Genomic DNA, 13,345 nt, shown 5'->3' with positions numbered 1-13,345 from the left:
CAAGCGGTCTTTTCGTTAGTTTGCTTTATAAAATTGTTGGATAGCTTCGTCGATGTAAACCCAGCCTTTCCAACCTAAGTGCATATGATCTTTTAAGAAGTACTTATCATATTCATGATTTGAGAAATCAGCAATTGGATAACCAGCTTGTTTAATTTGCTCATGAACTTTATTGTAGTATAATTCGCGTTTTTCTTTCGAGAAGCCAGCGTAATCATACCAAGGACCTTTTACAGGAACAGAAATGAAGAGCGGTTTTGCACCAGATTGTTTTAATAAATCAAGTACAATTTGTAAATCTTCATATTCTGGTGATTGGTCATAAGCATCATTTTTTAAGTAGCCTTCACGTTGCTTTAATTTCTTCTTAATTTTGCTATTGAAGTAATCATCTTCGATACCATATTCGTTAGATCCTGATTCTACTGCACCTGTTTGATCAGCATGCTTACGAGCTTCTTCCCAGTTCATTTGTTTCAATGATGGATCAAGCGTTTCTTTATGCGGCTTAATATCAAACATAACTGTAAATAAATCTTTACGATCTAGAATGTTACGATAAATATAAGCGAAAGGTTTAGCAGCAAGTGCTTTTACTTTATACTTTGTATCATCGTAGGCGATACCTTCAAGCGAAATTTTTAATAAAGTTTCTTTTTTAACAATCTCAAAGTTTAATAAGCGTTTTGCAATTTGTTTTTTCATTTCAGGTTTTAAATCATCGTTGAAAATGAAGTGGTAACCTTGTTGTTTTGAAAAGTTAGGTGCAAAGTGTGTCTCATCAATACCTTGTGGTACAAACCATTGCGGAGAAAGAACGAATATCATTTTCTTATCTTTCAATTGATCCATTGTAGATGCGAAGTTTAATACATGTACAAGGTCTTGTGTTCCGCCGCGCCCAAGTAGGAATGGTGTGAATCCTTCAGGCTTTACTTTGAAATAATTCGATGGATGGAAAGCATCCATACGTGCGAATTCCGATGAACCGTACATCGGAAGATATTTCGGGTCTGCTAACATCTTTTGCTGTAAAATCATACTTTGAATCTTTTCTTCTTTTAAAGAAGTCGCAGCTTGTTCTACTTTCTCATCACTTAAAAGTGGGAGTAGGAAGCGCGTAGGAATAAGTAAGAATACAGCAAAAAGGGCCAATGCTAAAAGCATCGGACCAAATTTTACTTTGTTCATCGGATTTCTTCTAACTTTTTAATAACCATATTTGGTGTAGCCCACTCATCGCGGTCAAAATCAGAAATAGAAACTTCAATCTCTAAACGCTCTTGGAATTCTACTAATAAAGATACTACAGCGAAAGAATCAAGAATACCTTCTTCAAATAATTGAACATCTAAGTTTTCTTTCACAATATCGTTTTCACATACTTCTTCTAAAATATCTAATACTTGCTCTTTGAATTCTGCCATTTTTAAAATCTCCTTTATATCCGAAATATATTATATGTGCAACTTCTTAATAGTATAAGAAGGGTGCATTAAAAGTATCTGTTAAGGTGTCCAGAGAAGATCAGGAAACCGAAACATACAACGTGGAACGTAATTACAATCGCAAGGACATGCGTAAATTTATTATTTGGCCAAAACTTATGCTTCTTGTTTTTTCGTTCGAAAATATCGAATAAAATAAACAGTGCGGCATGATATAGACCATAAATAACATACTGCGCAACTGCGCTTCCTTGGATGTGCCAAATTCCCATAATGAAAAAGTTTAAAAATGCACCGATATACGAAATTGTGTAACGGTTCTTAATTAACTTTTTCTTCGTTGCAAAAAAGACGAAACGCATGTAAATAAAATCACGGAACCAGAATGATAAACTCATGTGCCAGCGGTTCCAGAAGTCTTTAATGTTACGACTAAGGAATGGCTTATTAAAGTTTTCTGGAGTTTTAATTCCCATCATGTAACTGATACCAATTACGAACGCACTATAACCTGCAAAGTCAAAGAATAATTGCATGCTAGTAGCGTACATAAAAATCACATTAGATAAAAGTGTATCTTGATTGGCGAATACTGCCTTTACAAGATATGTTGTTATCAAGTGCGCGATTATAAATTTATACAGAAAACCTTGGAAAATACGGTTAAGCCCTGTATATAGTAACTTTTGATATTCCTCAGCACTAGGCGGCTTTTGGATATCTTTTTGGAATCTACGGTAACGATCGATAGGTCCACTTGAAATCGCAGGGAAGAATAAAACGAATTCCCAAAAATTAAAGAAGGAAAGTTCTTTAATTAAATTATCACGAACTTCAAAGACCATTTGTACAGCTCTAAATGTTACGTAAGACATACCTGCGAAAACAATAAAATGCAATTCAGGTACAAACGGTGCGATTTTCGCCAAAATAAGCGGTAAAATCGATAAAATAACAGCTATACAAAACGTGAATGTACTATTATTTTGTTTTCTTAATAATAAATAGCCTTTAATAAGGGCGTATTGCCAAATAATAAATGCTGCTAACATCATTGCTTGCTTCGGTTTATCAGAGAAGATAATAACGAGCATTACTAATGTTAAAACGGCATTATATTTACGCAACATTTTACCTTTTAATCCAGCTATGATAGTAGGTATTAATAAAATGCCTACTATAGCGAAAAAATAAAATGATCCATATGCGGTCATGCTGTAACCTCACTCAATAATTTTTTGCGATCTACCTTTCCATTTGGTGTCATCGGAATAGAAGATTGATACATGAATTTACGTGGAATCATGTAGTTCGGTAATCGCTCATTGAGTTCTTTTTTAATTGCAGATGTTAATTTGAATTCTTTTTCGAACGAATGTTCTCCAGGAACAACAACCGCTAATAAATAATCGTATTTCTCACCTTTTTTAATTGGAACAATAACTGCTCCTTCTACGTAAGAACACGCACGAAGATGATGCTCAATTTCTTCTAATTCCATTCGATAACCATGAAGCTTAATTTGGAAATCAAGACGACCATGATAGAATAGAAGACCATTTTCTACATAGCCAGCATCGCCTGTTTTATAGGCACGCTCACCGTCAATCATAGTAAATGCTTTTTCTGTTAATTCAGGACTTCCTAAATATCCAACGCTTACACTTGGACCGACAATTACGATTTCACCTTTTTCACCGTCAGATGCAATTGTACCATCTTCTTTCATAATAAGAAGGCGACAGTCTGATTTACAGTAGCCAACTGGAAGTGATTTGTATTGATCAAGCACTTCTTCTGTAACGTGAATACCTGTTACAGCAACAGTAGCCTCTGTTGGACCGTACGTATTCATAATTGTTGCTTTCGGGAAACGCTCAATTAATTTTCTAGCCACTTCATTTGGTAACACTTCACCGCAGAATAAGAATGTTTTCATGTTTGGTAGCATATTCTCAGAGAAAGATGCGTCCATTAAACACATTTCAGCGAAAGATGGTGTCGAAGTCCATACTTGAATATCCGATTGCTCTAAAGAAGCAAACAAGTCTTTTGGACGTGCAATCATATCTTTATCGATTGCCCAGAGTGTACCACCTGTTACTAATGATGGGTAAATATCCATTACAGATAAATCGAATGAGAAAGGTGCTTGGTTTAAGAATACTTGCCCTGTTTGTAAGTTGAAATCTTCTACAGCCCATTTTGTAAAGCTAACAAGGCAGTTATAAGTAATCTGAACCCCTTTCGGATTACCTGTACTTCCTGATGTGTAAATAATGTAGAAGTTCTCATCACCTTTTACCGCATGTTCAGGATTTGGAATGTTCCCTTTATGAGTAAAGAAAATATCTTTTAAGTTGTCTTCACTTACAATGCGAACTGGTAAATCAGTTACAGTTACTTCTGTTCCTGATAAAAGTAATTTCGCACCAGAATTTTCAGCGATACGTTGTACACGATCAGCTGGGATAGATAGATCTACAGGAATGTAAGCATGTCCAGCTTTTACACATCCTAAAAAGTTAATAATCATTTCAGGTTGCATATGGCCATAAACCATAATTGGTGAACGATCATCTGGATACTCAGAAGAAATCCAATGTGCTAACGCATCAGAATCTTCCTTTAATTGTTTGTACGTAATTTTCGCATCTCGCCAAACAAAAGCGGTTTGATCAGGCGTTACTTCAGCCCACTTTTCAATTTGTTCTAATAACTTCATAACGTTCCCACCCTAAAATTCGTTGTAAATAAATGTACTTGTGTTTGTATCATGGAATCCATACAACCAAAGCAATGCAAATAAAATTGCAAGGTAATAAACCGTCTTTGCAACCCATTGTGTGAGTGGTTGAGACCATATCTCTTTTAATCTTTCCATGTCTTTCCCTCTCTTAATGAAATAATAGCTCTTTGTAGGTATCATGTCCTACATTATTGTGAAAAAAACAAAATCCCACATTTTAGGTAAAAATAAGACAAAAGGCTCTTTTCTGATATTAGCACTAAATACTAAAAAAGAAAATCCCTAACTTAGCAATTATATTACATTCGGCATGAATTTGTAATGGGTTTGACATGTAAATAGAAAGTAGATTGTATGAATACATAAAAGTGGATTGTGAGAAGGCGTGAAAATATAATATTTGTTTTGTTATTCCTGAATTGGAGTGGGTTAATAATCACTGGGTACTTAGTACATTTTCAAGGTATAGAGCCTTTTAAAAGGAGGTAATTATTATGAAAAGAGAGTGGAGGAGTTTTATTTCAGAAGAAAATATCATGAAATGGAGACGGCATTTCCATAAGTATCCGGAATTATCGTTTCATGAAAAAGAAACTTCGCAATTTATATATGATACATTATGTTCATTTTCTTATTTTGAAGTAACAAGACCGACTAAGTATAGTGTACTAGCAATTAAAAGGAGCGTGAAAAAAGGAAAAGTAGTTGCTGTTCGAGCGGATATAGACGCATTACCAATTCAAGAAGAGACACTAAAGCCATATGGATCGGTTAATAAAGGTGTAATGCACGCATGCGGGCACGATGCACATGCAGCTATTTTATTAAGTACAGCAGAGACGATAGCAAATATGAAGGAAGATTTTGCAGGCGAAATCCGTCTGTTCTTTCAGCACGCAGAGGAAGTGTATCCCGGTGGCGGACAAGAAATGGTGGAGGCCGGTGTTATGGACGGCGTCGATTATGTAATAGGTTTGCACGTTATGTCTGGATTAGAAAGTGGGAAGATAGGAATTGTATATGGCCCTATGATGGCAGCACCAGACGTATTTACAATTGAAATTTTAGGAAAGGGTGGTCACGCGGCACGACCAGAAGAAACGATAGATCCTATTGCTATCGGAGCACAAATTATTACAAATTTACAACATATCGTATCAAGAAATACAAGTGCTTTTATGCATAGAGTAGTGTCAGTTACACAATTTCATGGGGGGATGGCCGATAATATCATTCCAAGTGCAGCAGCTTTAATGGGAACTGTTCGATCTTTTAATCAAACATTAAGAGATGAAGCAAAAGAGAAAATTGAGCAAATTGTGAAAGGAATTACAGAAGCACATGGAGGGGATTATACATATACGTATCGTTACGGATATGATCCAGTTGTTAATAATGAGTACATTACGAAAATAGTAGAAAAAAGTGCGATAAAATTGTTCGGAAATCAGCGTATTGTGCATCTTGAACTTTCTATGGGAGGAGAAGATTTTTCAGCGTATTTAAGAAAAGCACCTGGTTGTTTCATTAAATTAGGAACAGGGAATAAAAATATTGATACTTGTTATCCACATCATCATCCGAAATTTGATGTAGATGAATCAGCTTTAATTTATGGAGTAGAATTATTTTTAGAAACAACGATAAGGTTACTAAAATCGTAGAAAAGCATAAAAAAAGGCAACTGCGCTCTATCGCAGTTGCTTTTATTTCTTCCGTCAGAGAGGGCTGAGAAAGAACTATGCTCATTTATAGTATATGAATAGCTAACGGACAAGCTTGTACATTTTAACTATTTTTTAAAAAATAGTTATTGACTTTGATAATCAATTTCAATTAATCTAATGGTATAATTGAAATTGATAATTGTTATCAATGAAACAGATGAGGAACCTGAATGAGAAAAACATTTCACCTTTTACGAAGGGAATTAAAAAATAAAGATGTTAATAAGCATATTGAATGGCAACGAAATGTAATTCGTTCTGAATATGTAGATGAGAAGAAAACAATTCAAATAGAAAAAGCGATACATAGTAAAAGGAGAGGTTCAGTTGAGTAAGTTAGTAATGATTTTTGCAAGTATGAGTGGAAATACGGAGGAAATGGCTGATCATATTGCGGGTGCAATTCGTGAAACAGAAAATGAAATTGAAGTCATTGATATTATGGATTCACCAGAAGCTTCTATATTAGAGCAATATGACGGTATTATTTTAGGCGCTTATACTTGGGGAGATGGTGATCTTCCGGATGATTTTTTAGATTTTTATGACGCAATGGATTCTATTGATTTAACTGGGAAAAAAGCGGCAGTATTCGGGTCATGTGATTCAGGTTATCCAAAATACGGGGTGGCGGTTGATATTTTAATAGAAAAGATGCAGGAGCGCGGGGCAGCAGTTGTATTAGAAGGATTGAAAGTAGAATTAACGCCAGAAGATGAAGATGTAGAAAAATGTTTACAGTTTGGAGCTGAATTTGTAAAACACCTTTCTTAATGGCAGAAGGGAGATGAAGAGCAATTGCATGAAAAAATCTCAATTAAAACGATGACAGATTACCATTTGTATGATTTTATGCGTTGTCCACACAAATTTTATTTCCGTCATATAAAAAGAAGAGAACCCTCTTCATTTGAATGGCAACAAATAGCACAAATGATTGTAAATCAAATTATTAATGAATATTACACGGTACCTGCCGGGCAACAAACAAAAATTTTTCTTTTAATACTTTTAGAAAAGTATTGGAAAAAAGTAAGGGTTAATATGTTTGCTTCAAAGGCGGAGTACTATATTGTTTTAGCGAAGCTAACGGATCACTTACTACAGTTTGTTGAAAGGGATGATAGTCAGACGCCGCCGTTATTTTTATATGAGAAATTTCAAACATATATGGAAGAGTTAGGTGTTCACATGTCATTGACATTTGAAGTTGGTGAGTGGAGTACTGAATCGTTTGTAATTAAAAAGTATGTTGTTGTTGCGGATGAGGAAATGCTTGCTCTTTGTCAGAAGTTAATGACTGTGTTTAGTTATAAAGCTTTCGGCATTCTTCCAGGAAAAATCGAAGTGATTAATTTAATAGAAGGAATTAAGTATGAGTACATTCCAAAGCAGGAAGATATTATAACTGGAATGGCTGATTTATTTAGAATGAAAGAAATGCTACAACAACCTGAGCACTACACAGAGCGTAATTTTCGTTCTGAGTGCATGAGCTGTGCCTTTCGTAGTGAATGCCAAGAGGAAGAAGTAAAGGAAGAAGCGGCGCAGAAGAAAAAAATCATACATTAAAGGATGCAATTTTGCATCCTTTTTTGTTATTGACATGAAAAGCTTTTCATCATTTACGGTATATTTGTAGCAGATTTTAATAAGGGGAGGAATAGTCAATGAAAGATGAAACGAAAGTATTTCAATGGTTAAAAGAACAGAATGCTCCTTTTGGAATTCAACTGCAAATTTTACAGGCGTTTCAATTGTATAAAGTTATTGTTGAAATGGATAAAAAGTTAATGATGTATGAAGAGAGAGAGTATAGGGAGAGAATTTAATCTCGTCCCTGTAATATTGCCTTCAATTGTTCTTTACTCTTGTTTAATTCTATTTCGTTATTTGTTTCAATGTTATAAATGAGGTTATGTAGTAAAGGGCTGTATTGATAAAAGGTAGTTATGCGGTGAATGAGTAATGGATCGCGGTGAGAAACAAGTGCACTGTAGTGTTTATATACAGATGTAGTAAACTCATGACCGAAATCATAATATAGCCCAGCAAAATCAAAAGCGGGATCGCCAATTTGAGCATCTCCAAAATCGATAACACCTGAAATGGTTTTGTTCAGGTTGTTAAATAAAATGTGATGATGTGTAAAGTCAGCATGAATGATTGTATTTTGAAAGGTAGATTTAGCTATATAGGCAAAGAAATTTTCGAATAAACGATTTAAGGCTGACTTCTGTAATGAAGTAAGACTGTTAGTAAGATATTGATTTAATTTTGTGTGTAGTTCTTTCCAGTAGGTAAGTGTTTTTTCGATAGGGAATCCTAACGTTTCAACATGCTTTAAAGGAATACTATGTAAAGCCGCAAGGAAAGTGGCTAATTGTGTAATAATTACTTCAAGTTCTTCTTTCTCTAACTGGGCAACTATTTCAGTTTTTAACGGTTTACCATGAATGAGAGGATAATAGCTACAAAATGGAACAGTATCACAATTATTATTATACAATACGCGATACTTAGGGATTTCGATTCTTTGTAATGAATGAGAAAGAATGGTACACAGCTCCTTTTCTAACGGAATTCGCTTTGCATATTCAAGTTTTCTCGGAAAACGAAACAGTAGCTCGTCATTTATAATAACCGCTATATTATCCCAGCCCTCTTCATTTTGCGCATATGAATGTATAGAAAGACCCGGCAGAGCTTCTTTTATATATTGTTTGTAAGAGTCCATAATCGTTCCTCGTTTCTAAGTTAAAGGTAGGTTATTCCACTTCATGATATCAGAATTTTCTTTCTATATGTTAAAATATAACTATCATTATGGAGGAGGGCGGGGTGTATTATGAAGAAAAGAATAGTAATCATTTCTCTATGTATCACTTTTGGATTGTTTTGGTCATATAAAGAGACGGTTTTTGCTACCTTTAAACCGATAGATCGCTACGAGTTAAATAAGGAATTAAAGAACAAAAGTATAGACACTTTAACTCATAAAGAAAAGAAAAAGGTAGGAGAACACTTTGTGACAGCGCAACTAGCAGTGTTTCGGTTTAATAATAAAGAAGATGTGAAACGAAAAGGTGAAGAAATATTTGTAAATAGAGGGTATGAACAGTTAATAGAAAATTATTACCCAAACCGTTTTCGGGATTTAGAGTATAAATTTACAAACGAGGAGATACGTGAAGAGACAGATGAAAGTTTTCGCTATCATGCTGTAGCGTACGTTACTGGTATTGAAAATGGAAAGAGAAGTGAAATGAAATTAAATTATGACATGAAAATTGTAAAGGTTAATAATATATTTATGGTGTTAGATCAAAAGCAGTATGTACAATGAAAAATCCCTCAAGGAGAAGAGGGATTTTAAAGATTTTCATTTTGTTGCCCAAGTTCTTTTTGAGCAATGTATAAGTTTCCTTGCTCAACTTGTTTCAGTGTATGAACAGAATCTCCTGCATATCCTTTTTCTGTTTTTACAGTTCTTTTTGAATGATTAGATTCTTGTTTCTTCATATAATTAACCACCTTCCATTAAAAATAAACGAAAATGATGAGTACGAGTAATACGGCTGCGAAAATGGTAATGCCTATTAAAAAAGAAGTGTTTTTATATTTAGGTGGCTTATGTACATCTTGCCGATATCCAGGTGAAATTTCAGGGGCGAATTCTTCATCGAATGATTGTTTCTTTTGTTTTTCGTCCATATGTATCCACCTTTCTTTTTCATTATGTTACACGTTACAAGAAAAAATATGCATGAAGAAAGCAGCCGCTATATCATTAGCGGCTGCTTTGCGTTGTATATTTTCTTTGTACTTGAAAGAGACGGATAAGCAGGAAGATTGCTCCAAATGCTAGACCGATAATAAGACCGATCCAATAACCTTTTGCTGCCCAGTCAGTATAAGTTGCAAATATGTAGCCAAGAGGTAGACCTATTACCCAATAAGCTATTAATGTCATAATTAAGGCAACATTTACGTCTTTATAACCACGAAGTGCTCCTTGTACTGGAGTTGCAATCGCATCTGAAATTTGAAATAAAATCGCGAATATAAGAAATTCTTTTGCTAAATGATGGACATTTGCATTTGTCGTATAAATAGAAGCAATTTCATCATCAAAGAAATAAAGAAGGATTGAATATAAAAGAGCGAAAGCAAGAGCTAATCCAATTCCGATAAATCCATATTGTTTCGCATTATTGTATCGTTTTGCTCCAACTTCAAATCCAACTGCTATCGTCATTGCCATTGCTAAACTTAAAGGAGTCATATATAACAAGGAAGCAAAGTTCATAGCTGCTTGATGTGCTGCTATTGTTGTCGTACTAAAATTACTCATCATAAGTGTTACCGCAGCGAAAATACTCGTCTCAAAAAAGATAGCCAATCCGATAGGGACGCCAAGTTTCAGGAATTCCTTCCAGCTTGTAAAGGAAGGGCGGTATAACTGTTTAAAGATATTGAAAGAAGCGAAAGGCTCTTTCATACGAATAATAATGACGGTAATAATTAAAATACACCAATATGTTGCTGCAGAAGCGATTGCCGCACCAACACCACCGAGTTTTGGAAAGCCAAAGTGACCAAAAATTAATAAGTAATTTAATACTACGTTAATTGGTAATGATAGTAATGTAATAATCATCGTTGTTCGAGTTTTTCCTAATGCATCAATAAATCCACGTAAGACGGTGTAAGTAAATAAAGGGATAATTCCAATCGCGATAATACTTAAAAATTGTGCTGCAATACGTTCCACGGGTTCTTCTAATTGCATGCCATTTAAAATAGGTGAAACAGCGAAGAATCCGATAAGGATAACAACGAAACTAGCACAAATTGCTAAATATACTGCTTGTATGACAATGTGGGGAACGTTCTCCTTTTTCTTTGATCCAACGAGCTGTGCAACAATAGGAGTAGTAGCCATTAAAATTCCTGTTAAGCCGGTACTAACGGGAAGCCATATACTTGTTCCGATAGCAACACCCGCTAAATCAATAGGACTCGCATGTCCTGACATTGTCGTATCAAAAAAGCTCATTGCAAATAATGACATTTGCGTTACAAAAATCGGGAAAAAGAGTAATAAAAATTGCTTTAACTTTTGTGAGAATGAAGTAGTTTCTTTCATAAAATCCCCTTTCAACGTAAAAAACAAACTCTTATTATCATACAATTTAATCAAAAAATAGAAAAGAAATAAGCGTATACAACAAATGAAATCAATAAAAAAAGGATGCACTTTGAAAAGGGATAAGGTATTATGATAAGGTGTGAAAAAATTACATATTCGTTATTAAGGAGGCACTACTTGTGGCTGATTGGTTAATTGGAATAATCATGGGTGCTGTTGAAGGATTAACAGAGTTTTTACCAGTTTCATCAACAGGACATATGATTTTAACAGGTCATTTACTTGGATTTGACGACGATAGAGCGAAAGTTTTCGAAGTTGTAATCCAGTTGGGATCGATTTTAGCAGTTGTTGTTATATTTTGGAAACGCCTATGGTCATTAGTTGGAATAGGGAAAGTAACTGATGGACCATCGTTAAATTTATTACATATTATTATTGGGATGATTCCTGCCGGCATACTCGGTGTATTATTCCATAGTGCAATTAAAGAAGTTTTATTCGGTCCAGGACCGGTTGTTATTAGCTTAGTAGCTGGTGGTATTTTAATGATTGTTGCTGAGAAGTTTTCAAAACCAAGTACAGCAAGAACGTTAGATGAAATCACATATAAACAAGCATTTACAATCGGAATGTTCCAATGTTTAGCGCTTTGGCCAGGATTTTCTCGTTCTGGATCAACAATAAGTGGTGGTTTATTAGCTCGCGTGTCGCATACAGCAGCAGCTGAATATACGTTCATTTTAGCAGTACCAATGATGGTAGCTGCAAGTGGCTTAGATTTAATCAAGAGCTGGGATATATTAAGTGCAGCTGATATACCGTTATTTGCAACTGGATTTATTACAGCATTCGTTGTTGCGATGCTTGCAATTGTTTCATTCTTAAAATTATTAGGTCGTGTAAAACTAACACCGTTCGCTTATTACCGTTTCATTTTAGCTGCGGTATTCTATTTCTTCATTATGTAAGAATAAATTGTCAGCAATCCCCTATAGAATAGACATTTGAAAAAAAGTCTATTCTATAGGGGATTTTTTTATAGCGAGAGAAAAATAAAACTTTTACCTTCAATTACTTGTATTTCACCATGTGAAATATGCCATAATGATTTCGTTATAATAACTTTAAGAAAATCGATAGGGTATTTGAGAGGGGCAGTTTAGTGAGTTTTGCAATAGAAATAGTAATTCCGGCACCAATTGATGTTGTGTTTGATTATGTAAATAATGACGAGAAAATAATGGAATGGAGTACCTTTATGGTAGAAAATAGGTATCCTCCAAACGTAGATGTAAACAATCCTCGTGAAGGTGATAAATATATATCCGTGCAAAAGATGGGGAAGAAAATATACGAGTTTGAGGCGGAAATTTTAGAGTGTGAAGCACCTTATATCGTATCAATTGGATGTGACATGAAGCAAGGCTATACAGCCGCAACTTATATGTTGGAAGAAGATGAAGAAGGTACATCGCTTACCTTAATATTAGAATTTGAACCGAAGAATTTTTTATATAAGATTATGTATAAGTTGACCGGATGGATGACACGTGCAGTATATATGGGTGAAATGGAACGTTTAGCAGAGTGCGTAGATGCTGCATATTCTCAGAAAAAAGGATTATAATTTTGTTAAAATAAAAAAACCTGCCGAACTCGGCAGGTTTTTATTTTACTACTTTTTCAATCATACTTTCCATTACATGTTCCCAAAGAGAAGTATCATCAGCTAATGTAGCACGGAAATTAGCATACATTTCTTTTTGTTTTTCCTCGAATGTTGGATCTTCTTTTTCAGGTAATGTAGCGCGCATTGAAGTTACTAATTCTTGTACTTTTGGAGCGCGTGGTCCAAAGACAGCTTGTTCCTTTCCATCTTTATCAATGAAAATAAAGATTGGAATCGCACGTGCTGTTCCATTTGTTAAATATTGATCCATTAATTCTAAGTTTTCATCGCGAATTAATAATCTCATATCAATATTTGCAACTTCAGAAATTCGTTTCATAACAGGTACACATAAAAGAGCATCGCCGCACCAATCAGCTGTTAATACGATAACACGCCAGCCATCATTTTGGCGTTCTTCTAATATAGGAAGTAATTCATTTGGAATTAAAAAGTTATTGTAAATGTGTAGTAGCTCGTATTGGTTTACTTTCATTTCATTCACATATGTATCAAAGGACATACCTTTATCAGCCCATTGCTGTAAATTCATAATTAACACCTCTTTAGTATGATTTGTTTTCATTGTACCAATTT

The 13,345-nt window shown here is 34.6% G+C and carries 18 protein-coding genes; 8 read left to right on the top strand and 10 right to left on the bottom strand.

Annotated features, from left to right (window positions below; translation table 11 throughout):
* Positions 1 to 15: 15 nt before the first annotated feature.
* The 5 genes from dltD to MKX77_RS17250 all read right to left on the bottom strand — a co-directional run bounded on the left by dltD (position 16) and on the right by MKX77_RS17250 (position 4,332).
* The gene (dltD, locus tag MKX77_RS17270; protein ID WP_341307313.1) at positions 16 to 1,191 is read right to left on the bottom strand and encodes a D-alanyl-lipoteichoic acid biosynthesis protein DltD; all 1,176 of its coding nucleotides are present in this window, start codon (positions 1,189 to 1,191) and stop codon (positions 16 to 18) included.
* Positions 1,188 to 1,427 (bottom strand): D-alanine--poly(phosphoribitol) ligase subunit DltC, encoded by a 240-nt coding sequence (dltC, locus tag MKX77_RS17265; RefSeq protein WP_002011622.1) that lies wholly within the window; start codon positions 1,425 to 1,427, stop codon positions 1,188 to 1,190. The genes dltD and dltC overlap by 4 nt, the downstream gene beginning before the upstream one ends.
* A gap of 68 nt (positions 1,428 to 1,495) precedes the next feature.
* Complete coding sequence (dltB, locus tag MKX77_RS17260; RefSeq protein ID WP_341307312.1) at positions 1,496 to 2,662, bottom strand: D-alanyl-lipoteichoic acid biosynthesis protein DltB; 1,167 nt, start codon at positions 2,660 to 2,662, stop codon at positions 1,496 to 1,498.
* Complete coding sequence (dltA, locus tag MKX77_RS17255; RefSeq protein ID WP_341307311.1) at positions 2,659 to 4,173, bottom strand: D-alanine--poly(phosphoribitol) ligase subunit DltA; 1,515 nt, start codon at positions 4,171 to 4,173, stop codon at positions 2,659 to 2,661. Before dltA ends, dltB begins: the two co-directional genes overlap by 4 nt.
* Positions 4,174 to 4,185: 12 nt before the next feature.
* A complete protein-coding gene (locus MKX77_RS17250; protein WP_002011626.1) occupies positions 4,186 to 4,332 on the bottom strand; it encodes a teichoic acid D-Ala incorporation-associated protein DltX in 147 nt (48 codons plus the stop codon).
* A gap of 359 nt (positions 4,333 to 4,691) precedes the next feature.
* Between MKX77_RS17250 and MKX77_RS17245 the strand changes: the two genes are divergently transcribed.
* From MKX77_RS17245 to MKX77_RS17225, 5 genes are all read left to right on the top strand, one after another.
* On the top strand, positions 4,692 to 5,861 hold the full coding sequence (locus MKX77_RS17245) for an amidohydrolase (protein ID WP_341307310.1): 1,170 nt from the start codon (positions 4,692 to 4,694) through the stop codon (positions 5,859 to 5,861).
* A 233-nt stretch (positions 5,862 to 6,094) separates the two neighbouring features.
* Positions 6,095 to 6,259, top strand: a complete 165-nt coding sequence (locus MKX77_RS17240; protein WP_341307309.1) for a hypothetical protein — start codon at positions 6,095 to 6,097, stop codon at positions 6,257 to 6,259.
* Positions 6,252 to 6,698, top strand: a complete 447-nt coding sequence (locus MKX77_RS17235; protein ID WP_215555693.1) for a flavodoxin — start codon at positions 6,252 to 6,254, stop codon at positions 6,696 to 6,698. Before MKX77_RS17240 ends, MKX77_RS17235 begins: the two co-directional genes overlap by 8 nt.
* A gap of 24 nt (positions 6,699 to 6,722) precedes the next feature.
* Positions 6,723 to 7,496, top strand: a complete 774-nt coding sequence (locus tag MKX77_RS17230) for a hypothetical protein (protein ID WP_341307308.1) — start codon at positions 6,723 to 6,725, stop codon at positions 7,494 to 7,496.
* Between the two features lie 98 nt (positions 7,497 to 7,594).
* On the top strand, positions 7,595 to 7,756 hold the full coding sequence (locus MKX77_RS17225; protein ID WP_002149564.1) for a hypothetical protein: 162 nt from the start codon (positions 7,595 to 7,597) through the stop codon (positions 7,754 to 7,756).
* Here MKX77_RS17225 and MKX77_RS17220 read toward each other — a convergent pair.
* Positions 7,753 to 8,661 (bottom strand): aminoglycoside phosphotransferase family protein, encoded by a 909-nt coding sequence (locus tag MKX77_RS17220; RefSeq protein ID WP_341307307.1) that lies wholly within the window; start codon positions 8,659 to 8,661, stop codon positions 7,753 to 7,755. The two genes, MKX77_RS17225 and MKX77_RS17220, sit on opposite strands and share 4 nt — an antisense overlap.
* A 111-nt stretch (positions 8,662 to 8,772) precedes the next feature.
* On the opposite strand from MKX77_RS17220, the gene MKX77_RS17215 reads away from it, so the two are divergent.
* Positions 8,773 to 9,270: a biotin transporter BioY gene (locus MKX77_RS17215; protein WP_341307306.1), complete on the top strand. Its 498-nt coding sequence runs from the start codon at positions 8,773 to 8,775 to the stop codon at positions 9,268 to 9,270.
* Between the two features lie 26 nt (positions 9,271 to 9,296).
* Here MKX77_RS17215 and MKX77_RS17210 read toward each other — a convergent pair whose 3' ends face one another.
* The 3 genes from MKX77_RS17210 to MKX77_RS17200 form a co-directional block, all read right to left on the bottom strand.
* Positions 9,297 to 9,446 (bottom strand): hypothetical protein, encoded by a 150-nt coding sequence (locus MKX77_RS17210; protein ID WP_341307305.1) that lies wholly within the window; start codon positions 9,444 to 9,446, stop codon positions 9,297 to 9,299.
* Between the two features lie 18 nt (positions 9,447 to 9,464).
* On the bottom strand, positions 9,465 to 9,638 hold the full coding sequence (locus MKX77_RS17205) for a hypothetical protein (RefSeq protein ID WP_016101494.1): 174 nt from the start codon (positions 9,636 to 9,638) through the stop codon (positions 9,465 to 9,467).
* A gap of 76 nt (positions 9,639 to 9,714) precedes the next feature.
* Positions 9,715 to 11,073 (bottom strand): MATE family efflux transporter, encoded by a 1,359-nt coding sequence (locus MKX77_RS17200; protein ID WP_341307304.1) that lies wholly within the window; start codon positions 11,071 to 11,073, stop codon positions 9,715 to 9,717.
* A 182-nt stretch (positions 11,074 to 11,255) separates the two neighbouring features.
* Here MKX77_RS17200 and uppP point away from each other — a divergent pair, with 182 nt between their 5' ends.
* Both uppP and MKX77_RS17190 read left to right on the top strand, forming a co-directional pair.
* Positions 11,256 to 12,047, top strand: coding sequence for a bacitracin resistance undecaprenyl-diphosphatase (gene uppP, locus MKX77_RS17195; RefSeq protein WP_341307303.1), 792 nt, complete (start codon positions 11,256 to 11,258; stop codon positions 12,045 to 12,047).
* A 194-nt stretch (positions 12,048 to 12,241) separates the two neighbouring features.
* The gene (locus MKX77_RS17190) at positions 12,242 to 12,706 is read left to right on the top strand and encodes an SRPBCC family protein (RefSeq protein ID WP_199672520.1); all 465 of its coding nucleotides are present in this window, start codon (positions 12,242 to 12,244) and stop codon (positions 12,704 to 12,706) included.
* Between the two features lie 40 nt (positions 12,707 to 12,746).
* Here MKX77_RS17190 and MKX77_RS17185 read toward each other — a convergent pair whose 3' ends face one another.
* A complete protein-coding gene (locus MKX77_RS17185; RefSeq protein ID WP_215555699.1) occupies positions 12,747 to 13,334 on the bottom strand; it encodes a thioredoxin family protein in 588 nt (195 codons plus the stop codon).
* Between the last annotated feature and the right edge of the window lie 11 nt (positions 13,335 to 13,345).

The organism is Bacillus sp. FSL R9-9410 (assembly GCF_038050385.1).
GTDB classification, from domain to species: domain Bacteria; phylum Bacillota; class Bacilli; order Bacillales; family Bacillaceae_G; genus Bacillus_A; species Bacillus_A cereus_U.
Note: the sequence above shows the minus strand (reverse complement) of the source record. Positions and strands in the feature narration are given on the sequence as shown.

What these genes read in the sequence shown, in the direction of transcription:
- MKX77_RS17210 (WP_341307305.1), bottom strand. Translation starts at nt 9,446, where the DNA reads ATGAAGAAACAAGAATCTAATCATTCAAAAAGAACTGTAAAAACAGAA.
- dltD (WP_341307313.1), bottom strand. Translation starts at nt 1,191, where the DNA reads ATGAACAAAGTAAAATTTGGTCCGATGCTTTTAGCATTGGCCCTTTTT.
- dltA (WP_341307311.1), bottom strand. Translation starts at nt 4,173, where the DNA reads ATGAAGTTATTAGAACAAATTGAAAAGTGGGCTGAAGTAACGCCTGAT.
- MKX77_RS17205 (WP_016101494.1), bottom strand. Translation starts at nt 9,638, where the DNA reads ATGGACGAAAAACAAAAGAAACAATCATTCGATGAAGAATTCGCCCCT.
- MKX77_RS17220 (WP_341307307.1), bottom strand. Translation starts at nt 8,661, where the DNA reads ATGGACTCTTACAAACAATATATAAAAGAAGCTCTGCCGGGTCTTTCT.
- MKX77_RS17200 (WP_341307304.1), bottom strand. Translation starts at nt 11,073, where the DNA reads ATGAAAGAAACTACTTCATTCTCACAAAAGTTAAAGCAATTTTTATTA.
- MKX77_RS17225 (WP_002149564.1), top strand. Translation starts at nt 7,595, where the DNA reads ATGAAAGATGAAACGAAAGTATTTCAATGGTTAAAAGAACAGAATGCT.
- MKX77_RS17185 (WP_215555699.1), bottom strand. Translation starts at nt 13,334, where the DNA reads ATGAAAACAAATCATACTAAAGAGGTGTTAATTATGAATTTACAGCAA.
- MKX77_RS17240 (WP_341307309.1), top strand. Translation starts at nt 6,095, where the DNA reads ATGAGAAAAACATTTCACCTTTTACGAAGGGAATTAAAAAATAAAGAT.
- dltB (WP_341307312.1), bottom strand. Translation starts at nt 2,662, where the DNA reads ATGACCGCATATGGATCATTTTATTTTTTCGCTATAGTAGGCATTTTA.
- MKX77_RS17245 (WP_341307310.1), top strand. Translation starts at nt 4,692, where the DNA reads ATGAAAAGAGAGTGGAGGAGTTTTATTTCAGAAGAAAATATCATGAAA.
- MKX77_RS17215 (WP_341307306.1), top strand. Translation starts at nt 8,773, where the DNA reads ATGAAGAAAAGAATAGTAATCATTTCTCTATGTATCACTTTTGGATTG.
- MKX77_RS17250 (WP_002011626.1), bottom strand. Translation starts at nt 4,332, where the DNA reads ATGGAAAGATTAAAAGAGATATGGTCTCAACCACTCACACAATGGGTT.
- dltC (WP_002011622.1), bottom strand. Translation starts at nt 1,427, where the DNA reads ATGGCAGAATTCAAAGAGCAAGTATTAGATATTTTAGAAGAAGTATGT.